Annotated in this window: 13 protein-coding genes; 7 read left to right on the top strand and 6 right to left on the bottom strand. The window is 49.7% G+C overall.

Going from position 1 to position 13,355, the window contains the following annotated elements:
• The first annotated feature begins 3 nt into the window (after window positions 1–3).
• Together G343_RS0108695 and fabI are read left to right on the top strand one after the other, a co-directional pair.
• The gene (locus G343_RS0108695) at window positions 4–1,863 is read left to right on the top strand and encodes a cation:proton antiporter family protein (protein WP_020007749.1); all 1,860 of its coding nucleotides are present in this window, start codon (window positions 4–6) and stop codon (window positions 1,861–1,863) included.
• A 150-nt stretch (window positions 1,864–2,013) separates the two neighbouring features.
• Complete coding sequence (gene fabI, locus G343_RS0108690) at window positions 2,014–2,781, top strand: enoyl-ACP reductase FabI (protein WP_020007748.1); 768 nt, start codon at window positions 2,014–2,016, stop codon at window positions 2,779–2,781.
• Between the two features lie 185 nt (window positions 2,782–2,966).
• Here the strand turns inward: fabI and G343_RS0108685 are convergent, their stop codons facing one another.
• Together G343_RS0108685 and G343_RS0108680 are read right to left on the bottom strand one after the other, a co-directional pair.
• Window positions 2,967–3,479: a 2'-5' RNA ligase family protein gene (locus G343_RS0108685; RefSeq protein ID WP_020007747.1), complete on the bottom strand. Its 513-nt coding sequence runs from the start codon at window positions 3,477–3,479 to the stop codon at window positions 2,967–2,969.
• A 63-nt stretch (window positions 3,480–3,542) separates the two neighbouring features.
• Window positions 3,543–4,268, bottom strand: a complete 726-nt coding sequence (locus tag G343_RS0108680; protein ID WP_020007746.1) for an alpha/beta hydrolase — start codon at window positions 4,266–4,268, stop codon at window positions 3,543–3,545.
• A 162-nt stretch (window positions 4,269–4,430) separates the two neighbouring features.
• On the opposite strand from G343_RS0108680, the gene G343_RS0108675 reads away from it, so the two are divergent.
• A complete protein-coding gene (locus G343_RS0108675; protein WP_033426581.1) occupies window positions 4,431–5,537 on the top strand; it encodes an AI-2E family transporter in 1,107 nt (368 codons plus the stop codon).
• A gap of 136 nt (window positions 5,538–5,673) precedes the next feature.
• Here the strand turns inward: G343_RS0108675 and G343_RS0108670 are convergent, their stop codons facing one another.
• The 3 genes from G343_RS0108670 to G343_RS0108660 are packed head-to-tail and all read right to left on the bottom strand — an operon-like array spanning window position 5,674 to window position 8,752.
• The gene (locus G343_RS0108670; protein ID WP_020007744.1) at window positions 5,674–7,239 is read right to left on the bottom strand and encodes an ABC transporter permease; all 1,566 of its coding nucleotides are present in this window, start codon (window positions 7,237–7,239) and stop codon (window positions 5,674–5,676) included.
• Complete coding sequence (locus G343_RS0108665; protein WP_020007743.1) at window positions 7,236–8,126, bottom strand: ABC transporter ATP-binding protein; 891 nt, start codon at window positions 8,124–8,126, stop codon at window positions 7,236–7,238. The genes G343_RS0108670 and G343_RS0108665 overlap by 4 nt, the downstream gene beginning before the upstream one ends.
• Window positions 8,123–8,752 carry a TetR/AcrR family transcriptional regulator gene (locus G343_RS0108660; protein ID WP_020007742.1) on the bottom strand — a complete coding sequence of 210 codons (630 nt, stop codon included), beginning with the start codon at window positions 8,750–8,752 and terminating at the stop codon, window positions 8,123–8,125. Before G343_RS0108660 ends, G343_RS0108665 begins: the two co-directional genes overlap by 4 nt.
• 142 nt (window positions 8,753–8,894) lie before the next feature.
• Between G343_RS0108660 and G343_RS0108655 the strand changes: the two genes are divergently transcribed.
• Window positions 8,895–9,293 carry a hypothetical protein gene (locus G343_RS0108655; RefSeq protein ID WP_020007741.1) on the top strand — a complete coding sequence of 133 codons (399 nt, stop codon included), beginning with the start codon at window positions 8,895–8,897 and terminating at the stop codon, window positions 9,291–9,293.
• A gap of 134 nt (window positions 9,294–9,427) precedes the next feature.
• Here the strand turns inward: G343_RS0108655 and G343_RS0108650 are convergent, their stop codons facing one another.
• Entirely contained in the window at window positions 9,428–9,820 is a 393-nt protein-coding gene (locus G343_RS0108650; protein ID WP_020007740.1) for a hypothetical protein, read from the bottom strand.
• Window positions 9,821–9,904: 84 nt separating this feature from the next.
• Here G343_RS0108650 and G343_RS0108645 point away from each other — a divergent pair, with 84 nt between their 5' ends.
• From G343_RS0108645 to tatC, 3 genes are read left to right on the top strand one after another with little or no spacing between them, the layout of a single operon-like run.
• A complete protein-coding gene (locus G343_RS0108645) occupies window positions 9,905–10,687 on the top strand; it encodes a gluconate 2-dehydrogenase subunit 3 family protein (protein ID WP_020007739.1) in 783 nt (260 codons plus the stop codon).
• 3 nt (window positions 10,688–10,690) lie between these two features.
• The gene (locus tag G343_RS0108640; protein WP_020007738.1) at window positions 10,691–12,421 is read left to right on the top strand and encodes a GMC family oxidoreductase; all 1,731 of its coding nucleotides are present in this window, start codon (window positions 10,691–10,693) and stop codon (window positions 12,419–12,421) included.
• Between the two features lie 10 nt (window positions 12,422–12,431).
• Window positions 12,432–13,334 carry a twin-arginine translocase subunit TatC gene (gene tatC, locus G343_RS0108635; protein ID WP_020007737.1) on the top strand — a complete coding sequence of 301 codons (903 nt, stop codon included), beginning with the start codon at window positions 12,432–12,434 and terminating at the stop codon, window positions 13,332–13,334.
• Window positions 13,335–13,355: the final 21 nt, after the last annotated feature.

Genomic DNA, 13,355 nt, shown 5'->3' with positions numbered 1-13,355 from the left:
AAAATGGAACATGGACCATCTGTAATATCTTTAGCAATTGTTGTACTGGCGGCACTATTGACACCGATTCTTGTCAACAGGCTTAAAATCAGCTTTTTGCCGGTCGTCGTTGCCGAAATTATCGTGGGTGTGATACTGGGTTCATCATTCCTCGATATCGTGGATCCAAACGATCCGTGGCTGAACATCCTGTCCACGCTCGGATTTATCTTCCTGATGTTCTTAAGCGGACTTGAAATAGATTTTGACGCATTCTCGCAGAAGTCGCCCAAGGCGAAGAAATCGAAAGTGCTGAAGCGACCGCTGCCGAACACGATGCTGCTGACGGTCGGCATTTTTGCCGGTATCGCAGCGCTGAGTCTGCTGTTTGCACTGATGATGAGCTGGGCGGGCGTCTTTGATGATGTTTTCCTGCTGGTGATCATCATTTCGACAATATCGCTCGGTGTCGTCGTACCGACACTGAAAGAAACCAATCTAATATCGACACAGATGGGGCAGCTCATCCTGCTGATTGCAGTGATTGCCGACCTCGCTACGATGATCCTGCTTGCTTTCTACTCCCAGCTGTATGCTGAAGCGAGCCAGCCGATCTGGCTGATGGGGATACTCGTCGTCTTTGCCGTCCTCTTCTATCTGCTGGGCCGTGTCATGCATCAGTCCCAGTTCCTGAAAACGCTGAACAACGGGACGATGCAGATTGGTATCCGCGGGGTGTTCGCCCTGATCATCATGCTTGTGGCACTGGCTGAAGGCGTTGGGGCTGAAAACATTCTCGGGGCGTTTATCGCCGGATGTATCGTCAGTCTGCTGAAGCCGGATCAGGATATGGTGACGAAACTTGATTCATTCGGCTACGGTTTCTTCATTCCGATCTTTTTCATCATGGTTGGGGTGGAGCTGCATCTGCCGTCACTGTTTGCGGATTCAAGAGTCTTCATCATCATACCGGTGCTGCTCGCTGCGTTCTTCCTGAGCAAGGCGGTTCCGGTGGCAATTCTGCTCCGTTATTTCGATCGGAGACGCGTGTCGGCTGCAAGCTTCCTGCTGACCTCCACGCTTTCCCTCATCATTGCGGCCGCGGTGATCGCCGAACAGATCGGCACGATCACATCCGAGGAAAGCGGCATGTTCATACTGAGCGCTGTCCTCGCATGTATCATCACACCGGTGCTCTTTAAGCAGCTGTATCCGATGAAAGAGAGTCAGGAACGGAATATCGATGTGACTATTTTCGGCAACAACCAGCTGACCATTCCTGTTGCCAAAAGTCTGGCCGGGGGCCTGTATAAGGTTCGGATCATTTTCCACGAAAACTTTTCGGGAGCCCGTGCCGCCGGCGATGGCGACCTGAAATATGAGGAAATAGAGACATATGACTGGGCAAATCTTGATGCACTTGAAGCATTTGACGCGGACATCGTTGTGGCCGGTGCCAATAATTCGGAGATCAACGAAAAGGTTGCCGGCTTTGCGAAGTCAGCCGGCGTAGAGCGTATCATCTACCGGGTGGATGATCCGAAGCAAGAAGAGATGGTGAGAAACAGCAGCTTTGAACTGTTCTCGACGATGCTCAGCTCCAAGACGCTGCTCAGAGGCCTGATCGAGTCGCCGAACATGATGGCACTGCTGGGGGACGAAGAGACATCGATCTATGAAATTCACATGAATAACTACAGGTATGACGATATGCTGATCAGAAGCTTCCCGTTCACCGGCGACATCATCTTTCTCAGGATCTTAAGGGGCCAGGAGTCGCTCGTGCCGCACGGGGATACCGATCTTAAAGTGGACGACCGCATATTCGTCACGGGCAGCCGTGAATATGTCGACGAGCTCAAGCGCGAGCTGGAGCTCTACTGAGCAATGCAGCGATGCGGATGCAATAACTTTTTAGTTGCATTTGCCAGGGGAAACAGTTAGATTAGCAGTAGGTACTAATGACAAACTATAAACCGGTCCAGACGGCTTTAGCTTCAGGGGTGCCGGTGCAGAAGAGGGAGTTAATTATTTATGAATCTCGAAGGTAAAACTTTTGTAATTATGGGTGTGGCGAACAGGCGCAGTATCGCCTGGGGTGCTGCACGTGCACTGGATCAGATGGGTGCGAATCTCGTGTTCACTATTCTGAATGAACGTTTCCGCCGCGAGCTGGAGAAACTGCTGGATGACTTGGAAGGCAATCATGACATTGTTGTTGAATGTGATGTTCAGGATGATGAACAGATTGCATCTGCGTTTGAGGAAATCGGCGCGAAAACGGGCGGTATTGACGGTCTGCTGCATGCGATTGCCTATGCCGGCAAAGATGAACTGCAGGGCGGCTACAGTGAAACGTCCCGCGAAGGCTTTAAGAATGCGCTGGACATCAGCAGTTATTCACTGGCAATCATCGCGAAAAATGCGAAGAAGATCATGAACGAAGGCGGCAGCATCGTGACGATGACTTACCTTGGCGGGGAACGCGCGATGCCGAACTACAACGTCATGGGCATTGCCAAGGCGGCACTGGATGCAAGTGTCCGTTACCTTGCTCTTGACCTCGGAGCGGACGGCTTCCGTGTCAATGCGGTCTCCGCCGGACCCATCCGCACGCTGAGCTCTTCCGCAGTCGGCGAGTTCAAATCAGTGATGAAAGAAATGGAAGAGCGTTCACCACTGAAACGAAACGTCGACCAGCTTGAAGTGGGCAACACAGTCGCATTCCTGCTGAGCGATCTGGCCAGCGGAATCACAGGCGAAGTTGTTCACGTGGATTCCGGCTATCACGTGATGGCGTAGAATCGGATATATGAAAGACGGGCGGCTGCCCGTCTTTTTTTGATGTGACCCTCCTCTCAACCGCTTCGCCTGTTTAAGCCCGGGGCACCTGCCGCCACCCGCTGCAGATTCAAACGCTCCGACAGATAAAAGATCTTCCACGGAAGTGGAAGATCTGCTTATACACATATTCACTTTTTAAAATGTTAGCCTTCTCCGAGCCTGAACGTCTCGAATACCTGCCAGATGCCGTTTTCCAGCTGGAATAACAGGCTGACTTTGTTCAGTCTCTCCTGGTGGTCGATACCGATCATGCTGAGGTGGCCGAACATGTCTTCATATTCCTGGGAAGTCTGTCCCTGTGCAATCGTAAAATGCGGGACGAACGGATGACTATTTTCGCCGTAAAAGTCTTCTTGATTGAGCTCGTCATGTATGGCTTTAAGATCCGGATTCTTCTCCACTTTAAAGTAGATGACCTGTGATGTCGGTGCAAAGCTGGATACCTTTTTGATTTCAATATCCACCGGTTTATGCTGTTTTGCAGTTTCCTTTACAAACTCAACGATGTTTTCCTTTTCGGACTCATTTGCTTCGAAGGCCTCTTTAAGTGTAATATGTGGCGCAATCAGCGCATAATGAGCATCATATCTTTTTCTGTATTGATTGACTTTATCCTGTAATTGTTTGGATGGAAACATTGCTACCCCAAATTTCATGTTGATTCCTCCCGTATCGTTTGTATCAATTATATCAGACTTTTTATAAAAATCCATAATATTCTAACTAAGGTATTGTTTCAGTATACCTTTGATTTCCGGCTTCCACGTTTTCCATATATGTCCGCCGTCCAGCTCATGATACTGGTATTCGAGCGGTTCATATTCCAGGAATTCGTTCAGCCGGCGGTTGGGTGTCAGGAAGTCTGCCCGATTGCCTGAGATGGTAGTGAAATCATCTTCCTCCAGTCCGATGGTATGGTACAGATTCAAATTTATCAGCCCCGGCTGTGACTTGAACTTGTCAATAAAAGCATCATCCACATACGGGCTGAAAGCCACAGCCTGTGAAAACGTGGATGGATATTGCAGCGCGACAGAGAAGGCGGCGCTGCCGGCGTAAGACTCTCCCATCAGGAGCCTGGATGTACCGACTTTCAGCGTCGGGAATGTCTTGTCGATCCATGTGATCAACTCCCGGCTGACAAATGCCACTAAATCTTCATGATAGTCGCCGTTCGGATTGAAATGGTCCTCGCGCCATTCAACGGACGGGTAGGGCATGCCCACAATGACAGCGCGTTCAACCGTTCCTTCCTGATACAGTTTTTCATAGGCTCTTTCGATCTGTCCATATTTAAAAAAGTCCTGTGAATCGAATGTGATGATCACATGGTGCTTGTATAGATCCGAGAAATTTTTCGGCAGGTAATACTGGATTTCATAAGTGTCATTCAGAATTTCTGAGTCAAAATTAATGCTGTGGACTTTTCCTGGTGTTTTCTCCATAATAAAAAACCCTCCTCATGGCTATCATACCAATATGAAGGGGGATGTTAAACATCAATGTTTTTCAACACTTCCCTCCAGCACAAATTTTTATCAAATTTTATGTTTTATGATACACTGGGGGTCAACTTTACAAAAAAGAAATCAAAGGAGAACATGCGCATGACAAGAAAGGTATGGTTCCAGTCTGGTGTGGCGATTATTCTCACATTGTTGATTATTCTGCTGATCATCAATGTGCAGGTCGTTTTTAAACCCTTCATCACAATTATTGTAACAATCTTTTTTCCGCTTCTGCTCGGCGGACTGCTTTATTATATCACCGTGCCGATACAGCGTTTCCTGGAAAACCGCAAAGCGGGCCGGCTGGTAAGCATACTGGCGATTTTCACCATCATTGCGCTGGTGCTGACGGTGCTGTCGATGATCATCATTCCGGTAGTGTCCCAGCAGGTCCAGAACCTGGTTTCACGGGCGCCGCAGATGCAGAGGGAAATCGAGGAAGCATTCAATTTCGTGCTGTCCCAGCGTGACCGGCTGCCTTTCGATCCCAACCAGTACATCCAGCAGGCACTCGATCAGGGCAGTCAGATGCTGTCCAATCTGGCAAGTAACGCATTCACCATCATTTCCAGTACGGTCAGCGTGTTCCTGACAATCATTCTTGTGCCGTTCTTCTACTTCTTCATGTTAAAAGACCATGAGAAGTTCATCCCTTCGGCAGTCGTGCCGTTCAGCGGAAACTTTAAGCAGTTTTTAACAGAACTTTTACATGACGTTGATTACACACTGCGCTCGTTCATCCAGGGCCAGGTGCTCGTCAGCTCCATCCTTTGTGTCATCCTCTATATCGGATACGTGATCATCGGACTTGACTACGCACTGCTGCTGGCAATTTTCGCGCTGCTGCTGAACGTCATTCCGTTTGTCGGCCCCTGGATCGCCTTTGTGCCGGCAGCGCTGCTCGCAGTGATCCAGGATCCGATCATGCTGGTCTGGGTATCCATCATCACGCTCGCTGCTCAGCAGATCGAAAGCAACCTGATTACACCCAACGTGATGGGACAGACATTGAAACTGCATCCGCTGACCGTTATCACAGTAGTTCTCGCAGCTGGAAACATCGCCGGTTTCGTCGGCATGCTGATCGCCATCCCGACCTATGCGGTGATCAAAACTATCATTCAGAACATTTGGAGATACAGAGGCCGCCTCGGCAAAACAATGTTCGCAGATGCCGGCAGCGGTCCGACAGAAAAAAATGGATAGGAATGATCCGCCGGGTGTCAGATAACTGACATCCGGCTTTTTTGGATAAACAGCGGCACTGTCACTGGGTGAATAACGAAAAACTGCAGACACCCGCATCGAAGGTGTCTGCAGCACAGCAGAATCCAGTAAAAACCTATGCGACATCCCGCCGCCTGAAGCAGGCAAGCCCGGCCAGTCCAAGCCCGATGCCGATACCGAGTATGATGAGCCATGGGGCCCATTCGATATTTTCCGACGGCACTTCCGCGAGGAAATAGAACGGAGTCGCCTGCTGCCAGACTTCGTCTATCCCGACGATGACACCGAGGTAATTGACCATAAACGAGTACAGCAGATACAGCCAGGCAACAATGTGCAGTTTCATCGATAAGCCGATCAGCAGCATGGACAGCCCGACGAGCAGTACGGTCGGACTCGCATAATTCACGGCTGCCATCACGTAGTCGCCGAACGTGATGTCGATCCCTTCAGCTGCCATGCTGGCCGCGTACATGCTGACCATTGACAGGAATATGCCGAGTACGCCGATGAGGGCGGCATAGATGCCATGAAAATTGAGCATGGCCGCCCGCGGAATTCTTGTACTCATGAGCAGTTCCAGACGGCTTGATTTTTCTTCTGTCATGATGCGGCTTGTGATCATCAATGCAGGCACCGCGCCGACCACCGCTGTCACCAGAATCAGCGTGCTGACGAATTGCACCAGCGGGTTGGTGCCTGATTCACCTTCCATCGCCTGGGCGAGGAAGGGGGTGTCACCAATGAAACTGTCCAGATCCCCGAATATCGATCCGTAGGATAAACCGATCAGAATCATGCCGATCATCCAGCTGGTGACGAGGACTTTCATGCCTGTCATCTGCAGCCGCGGATAAGAACGGATATTCCGCGTTTTCTTGTGCAGGTCGAATTTGAGATAGGCATCATCCAGATCCCTTCTGGCAAATAAAACCCACGCCGCTGCAATCAGCACCAGTATGATCGCAAACGGCCAGAGCCAGGCATAGATGTTGGAGGAATAGACTTCAAGCCGGCTCAGCCAATGGTAGGGTGAGATAACTGAATAGTCGGTGTTGATTACATCCGTCGAGGCTCTGTACAGATAGAACAGCAGCAGCAGCGACAGCGACACGCCGAACGACCATTCTGAAGCGGGCAGCAGCTGTGCCAGTATCAGTGTGATGACGAAGAACAACAGCCCGAACAGCGATGTGCCCAGCGCATACAGCAGGTTGCCGGAGATGCCGAATGAATCGATGTTCATGATTGTCAGCCCGCCGAATATGACGGTCCCGAGCAGCAGATTCATGCCGATGCCGATCACAAGCTGTGAACCGAAAATGCTCTGCCGCGTGATGCCGGCACTCGTCACATATTCCAGCAGCCCCTGGTCTTCCATCTTACGGCTGATGCTGTTGGCAATCATAATGCCGAACAGACCGTGAATAATCCCCATGAATACGAGCATTTCATGGGAAAACATCACCGCTGTGGTATATTCTCCGGGCGGGACCGGACCGACAAGTGCGACCATCGCCGGGTTATCAAGCGTTGCCCGCAGTGCCTCCCGTTCGGCAGCGGTGCTGTAAAGTCCGTCAAATGCCGGCGGGACCACAAGTGTCAGCCCGCCTGTACCGATGAGCCACATCAGTATGCGGAACCATGTGTCGCGAAGCAGCATGCTTAAATAATGTCTCATGAGCCATCACGCCCGCCTTCATAATACCGCATGAAGATGTCTTCCAGCCGCGGCGGCAGCGTCTGAAGTTTCGTCGGTTTGAGCGGATACAGTGTCTGCAGGAAGTCATGCGCTTTGTCATTGTCGATCAGCACGTGGGTGTCTTCTCCCTCGACCCTGAATTCATGGACAAACGGCAGTTCATCCAGTTTCGACAAATCCTCCTTCGCCTGGATGATGTATTCGATCCGCGTGATGTGGCTCAGTTCATCCAGATGGCCGGTTTCAATGATCTTCCCTTCACGGATGATGGCGATGCGGTCAGACAGTTTCTCCACTTCGGATAAAATGTGGCTGGACAGCAAAATACTCTTGCCTTCACTTTTAGCCCGCGCCACTTCTTCGTGGAAGGAACGTTCCATGAGCGGATCAAGCCCGGTCGTCGGCTCATCGAAAATGAGCAGTTTCGCATCCGTCAAAAAGGCGCTGATCAGTGCCACTTTCTGACGATTCCCTTTGGAGTATGTCTTACATTTTTTCTTCGGATCCAGCCTGAATTTTTCAATCAGTTCATTTTTATATGCTGTATTTTTATAGTTGCGGACCTTCATGAAAAAGTTGATGACCTCGTCACCTGTGAGGTTGCCCCACAGATTGACATCACCAGGAACATAGGAAATGTTGTCCTTATAGTGCCGGTCTTTTGAAATATTCGTATCATCCAGGAAAATGCTGCCCGAATCCTGGGTCAGTGCCCCGATAATCATGCGGATCGTTGTTGATTTACCCGCACCGTTCGGGCCGATGAATCCGAAAATTTCCCCTTTGTCAATGGTGAATGAAACATCGTCAGCAGCCACAGTACTGCCGAATGTTTTGGTCAGATTTTTAAGCTCGAGCATACTCATTGGTATTCCTCCTTATAATAAAGTTTGCGCAAAGCATTCAGATAATAATCATATTCTTCAAAATAGGGTTCCAGGTGGTCCATATCTATATCATGTTTTTCAAAATATTGTTCCAGTTCCTGGGAGTAACCGCGAATAGTCCAATTGATCATCTTCATCAATGTTTCCGGTGCCATATCTTCACGGAAATGACTGTAGTCAATATTTTCATTGAGCAGCCGCTTCCTGTTTTCCAAAAGACTGGCTCTTTGCCCCTTTTGTTCTTCATTCAGCTCGTTTGAGAAATACATGTAGGTCATGAATTTTGCAATCTCAGGATGCGTTTTGAAGAAATGGTATTTTTCACGGGAAAGATTGGTACATCGTTCGATATATCCTTCCCATTGAAGGGGGTGATTAACCAGTGGCCCCTCATAGATATGTTCCAGGCAATACTCGAAACAGCTGTCGAACAGTGCCCTTTTACTGTCAAAATAGTAGTAAAGCATGCCCTTGCTCATACCGATGCGTTTGACAATGCGGTTGGTCGATGCTCTTTTGTAGCCGTGTTCAGCAAATTCGATCATCGCTGCTGTAATGATTTCGTATTGTCTGTCCGCATCCAGTCCCTTAAATGTTTCTTTCATCCATATCCCCTTCAATCTTTAACCTGTTGACCACCTTGGTCAAATCCAGTCTAAACCCATTGACCAATGTGGTCAATAACTTTTTTTAAAATTATTTCGATATATGAACAGAAATATAAATCACATATATGGAGGGGATTTATTGAATCCGGGTGAATATTTGACACAGAAGAGTTTTCGCGTCTCATCCAAATGGGGGGAAAAGCAGGAACACGCAAGCCTTAGCTATGACACCGCGTGGTTGTGGAAAGGACGATTCAGGGTGAATACTGCCCTCAGACGCAGACATTTTCCATCATTGAAGGGCGCCATTGACGGAACAGTGGAAGCGGGGGCCTTGTATACCTTTGACAAACTCTACAATAATGACGGGTACTGGTGGCTCAGAATTTTAGACAATAACGCGTTGTGGTTCATCGCAGTGGGAGTGACGGATACCGGCACGCCATTCAGGCAGGCCGGTGCACGCAGAAAGCTGTGGGGAACCGTGAGCGCCTTGGATACGACAGGCGGCAGGGAGAAAAAGAGAACGGCGTTATAGAAGAATAAAAAACCCCCTTCCGGTTTGTCCGGAAGGGATTCAAGGTGTGCGCAAATTCAGGAAAATGGCGGGTTATGAAGTTTTTGAGCGGGTATTTGGGCGTTCCCCGCAACCACATGCCCAATTTAACACCGTCAGCCGGTGCTGCCGTGCAATTCTTTGTCCATATGGTATAAAAGGCGGTTGATGACGACCTGATTGACGGCTTCTACGATGAAATAGACAAAAATCGTGAAGATGATGATACCCCCGAGTAAAAGGAGATTGGATTGTATTACACTCAGGACGATTGCGGGCATAAGCACCAGGAATGAATAGATCAGGAGCATGCCGAGGCGGTTGGCGTTGATGGCACGCTGGGCATCACGCAGCCGGCTGCCATATTTTTTGTTGATGTCCTCCATATTCCCGGATGCGTCATCTTCTGTGTAGACATTTGTGATTTTCATCGATCCATCGTATTCATCCTGAATATAGCGTAAATTCATGTGTCTGTTGTCCCATGTCAGATATTTGAAAAATGCCATTGAAAACTCCCCTGTCGATTGTTTTAAATATTATGAATTTATTATATAATGAATTCATAAATTATTCAAAAAGGGGTGTATTTCATGAGTGAAAAACCGAATAATGAAAAACAGTTCTCCAGGCGTGATTTCCTGAAGACGACAGGAATGGCTACCGGAGGCATCATCGGCGGCTCGTTGCTTGGCGGGGTCGTGGGTTACAATATGAGCCCCGTGAATCCGGGCGCAGAACAGGGTGCCACGAGCGGCCAGCAGGGGGAACAGACTGCCTCCCAGGAGAACCCCGGGCGCTTATTCTTCCATAACGATGCGGATTTCGAAACGATTTCCCAGGCGATGGAGCGCATTTTCCCGGAAGATGATATGGGACCGGGGGCAATCGCCCTGGGGGCTCCGTATTTTCTGGATATGCAGCTGGCCGGCGCGTACGGCAACAACTCGAAGGAGTACATGCAGGGCCCATTCTATGAAGGGGAGCCGACCCAGGGGTATCAGTCCAGGCTGACAAGAGCGGAACTGTTCACACTCGGCATCGAACGGTTGAATGCAGTGGCCAATAATGAACATGACTCGAATTTTGCGACGCTTGAAGCTGAACAGATGGACGAGGTGCTCGACAGTTTCCAGAAAGGTGATGCCGACATGGGTGTGCCGGCCGCGACGGCGAGGCCGGATACCTTCTTTGGACTCCTGCGGTCCGCAACACTCGAAGGGGTCTACTCAGATCCGATGTACCGCGGCAATCGCAATATGGACGGCTGGCGGATGAAACAGTTCCCCGGGCACCAGCACGCATACATTCAGCAGATCGAATCGGACAGTTTTGTCGAAGTTGAACCACAATCACTTTACGGCGGGGGGAATTAATTAATGGTGACAGAATTGGACAGTGTGGATGTAGTGACAGTCGGTGTCGGCTGGACCGGCGGTGTTGTTGCCGCAGAAGCGGCCAAAGCCGGATTGAATGTGGTGGGACTGGAACGCGGCCATGCACGCGGGACTGAGGATTACCAGAACATACACGATGAATATAAATACGCCATCCGCTATGAATTGATGCAGGATACGTCGAAAGAAACGCTGACGTTCAGAAATAACAGGGATCAGCGGGCGCTGCCAATGAGACAGCTGGGTTCGTTCCTGTTAGGGAGTAACCTGGGCGGTGCGGGGACCCACTGGAACGGTGTCACCTGGCGTTTCCTGCCTTATGATTTTGAAATCCGTTCGATGACTGAAGAAAACTATGGAGAAGAAAAACTGGGAGATGACGAAGGCTACCGGATCCAGGACTGGGGGATTACATACGATGAGCTGGAACCGTATTTTGATCAGTTTGAGAAAACATTGGGGGTATCAGGGGAACCGAACCCGTTGGGCGGCCATCGCTCGGATGATTATCCGACCCCGCCAATGATCAAAACCCGTATATTGCAAATGTTTGAAGACGCGGCTTCGAATATGGACTACCAGCCATTCATGCAGCCTTCCTCGAATTTGAGCGAACAATATGAAAACCCTGATGGCCAGACGATTGAGGCCTGTCAATACTGTGCATTCTGTGAACGTTTCGGATGTGAATACGGCGCTAAATCCTCGCCGGAAGTCACTGTAATTCCAACGGCAAGGGAGACAGGCAACTATGAAGTGCGTACGCATTCAAATGTTGTGGAAGTCCTGACGGATGAGGATGACGAAACTCAGGTGAGTGGTGTCAGATACGTGAACACGCGTACCGGGGAAGAATTTATACAGCCGGCGGATATCGTCGTGCTCACCAGTTATGTTTTTAATAATTATAAACTGCTGAGGGTTTCTGATATTGGCGAGCAGTACAATCCGGAAACAGAAGAAGGAACATTGGGCCGCAATTATTGTTATCAGGTATTTGGAGGTGCCACAGGTTTCTTCGATGAACAGTTCAATACGTTCATGGGTGCCGGGGCTTTAGGTATTGCCATCGATGAATTCAACGGTGATAACTTTGATCATAGTGATCTGGACTTCCTGCACGGCGGCAGCATCACGATTTCACAAACCGGTTCCAGGCCGATTGCGACGAATACCACCCGACCGGATGTGCCGTCCTGGGGCAGTGAATTCAAGCAGGATTCCATCGAAAACTTTACACGCACACTCAGCGTTTCCGGTCAGGGCGCCACCCTGCCGCACAGGGAAAATTATCTGGATATCGATGAAGATTACGAAGACGCGGCGGGTCTGCCTCTGGTACAGCTCACTTATAATTTCACCGATCAGGACCGGGCGCTTCAGCAATATCTGGCTGAACGTTCAGCCGAGATCATGGAGGAGATGGGGGCGAACGAAGTGGCAGTGGATGAGGAACTGGGTGATTATGACATCGCCCCTTATCAATCCACGCACAACACAGGCGGCACAGTCATGGGGGACGACCCGCAAAACAGTGTGGTGAACAACTATCTGCAGCACTGGGACCGCGACAATCTGTTCGTGGTCGGCGCGGGTAACTTTGCCCACAACAGCGGTTATAACCCGACGGGCACCGTCGGTGCGCTGGCGTACCGTTGTGCTGAAGGCGTGACCACATTCGCAGAGGAAGGCGGACGCCTCGAAGAGGAATAGGTGATTTTGAATGAGCGATCCGTACAAGGACATGAGTCTCAGCCCTGTGGATAAGCGTAAACGCAAGGCTGAGCAGGAAAAAAAGGAAAAAGACGGGGCCGATAAATATCATAACGCCTCGGGTGATGGCGGTAATCATTCCGGCAACTCCGGCAATAACGGGGGTCAGCCCCCGAAAAATAATGGAAAATCATCAGATGACGAGGCATTTGCTTCACTGACCGGACATATCGAAGATTTACGGAGCATGCTGCTGAAATCCGGTGCTGTGTTTACAGCATGGTTTCTGATTATCTTCGTTACAGTCCAGTGGTGGTTCCCGGTCGTATCAAAGGGATCTGATATTGTTGTGCTTGGCCCGTTTGAGGTCATCCGGTTCTACATCCGCACGTCAGCGGCAATGAGCATCGGGCTCAGCCTGCCTTTCATCTGCTGGTTTCTGTGGCAGTTTGTCAGACCGGGACTGGTAGAGAAGGAGACGAGTTTCATCAAAGGCTCTCTGCCGTTTATGCTGTTTTTATTCATCGTGGGACTGTCATTCGGCTATTTCATCGTCCATCCGATCAGCTACCAGTTTCTTATCGAAATGGGCGAGCGGAACTTTGATGTGCTGGTCACAGCGGACGAATACATGTCATTCCTGCTGATTACGACCATCCCGTTCGGATTGATTTTTCAGCTGCCGGTCCTCGTTTTATTCCTGTACCATATTGAAGTTTTGGAATCTGATAATATGGTGAAGTTCAGGAAATTTGCATACTTCGGCCTGCTGGTGATTACGGCGCTGATCGCCCCGCCGGACTTTTTCACCCATATCATCACGCTTTTTCCAATGATCGTGCTGTATGAAGTCAGCATCCGTCTGGTTAGGCGCAAGGAAAAAAAGGATGCCAAAAATAAAGGTCAGAACTAGATTCTGACCTTATTTTTGTTA

Origin of the sequence: Salinicoccus albus DSM 19776 (genome assembly GCF_000385175.1) — a bacterium.
GTDB lineage: Bacteria > Bacillota > Bacilli > Staphylococcales > Salinicoccaceae > Salinicoccus > Salinicoccus albus.
The sequence above is the reverse complement of the archived record's forward strand: the minus strand, read 5'-3'. Positions and strand labels throughout refer to the sequence as shown.

Coding starts and splice junctions, on each gene's coding strand:
- G343_RS0108695 (WP_020007749.1), top strand. CDS start 4: ATGGAACATGGACCATCTGTAATATCTTTAGCAATTGTTGTACTGGCG.
- fabI (WP_020007748.1), top strand. CDS start 2,014: ATGAATCTCGAAGGTAAAACTTTTGTAATTATGGGTGTGGCGAACAGG.
- G343_RS0108685 (WP_020007747.1), bottom strand. CDS start 3,479: ATGAAATTTGGGGTAGCAATGTTTCCATCCAAACAATTACAGGATAAA.
- G343_RS0108680 (WP_020007746.1), bottom strand. CDS start 4,268: ATGGAGAAAACACCAGGAAAAGTCCACAGCATTAATTTTGACTCAGAA.
- G343_RS0108675 (WP_033426581.1), top strand. CDS start 4,431: ATGACAAGAAAGGTATGGTTCCAGTCTGGTGTGGCGATTATTCTCACA.
- G343_RS0108670 (WP_020007744.1), bottom strand. CDS start 7,239: ATGAGACATTATTTAAGCATGCTGCTTCGCGACACATGGTTCCGCATA.
- G343_RS0108665 (WP_020007743.1), bottom strand. CDS start 8,126: ATGAGTATGCTCGAGCTTAAAAATCTGACCAAAACATTCGGCAGTACT.
- G343_RS0108660 (WP_020007742.1), bottom strand. CDS start 8,752: ATGAAAGAAACATTTAAGGGACTGGATGCGGACAGACAATACGAAATC.
- G343_RS0108650 (WP_020007740.1), bottom strand. CDS start 9,820: ATGGCATTTTTCAAATATCTGACATGGGACAACAGACACATGAATTTA.
- G343_RS0108645 (WP_020007739.1), top strand. CDS start 9,905: ATGAGTGAAAAACCGAATAATGAAAAACAGTTCTCCAGGCGTGATTTC.
- G343_RS0108640 (WP_020007738.1), top strand. CDS start 10,691: ATGGTGACAGAATTGGACAGTGTGGATGTAGTGACAGTCGGTGTCGGC.
- tatC (WP_020007737.1), top strand. CDS start 12,432: ATGAGCGATCCGTACAAGGACATGAGTCTCAGCCCTGTGGATAAGCGT.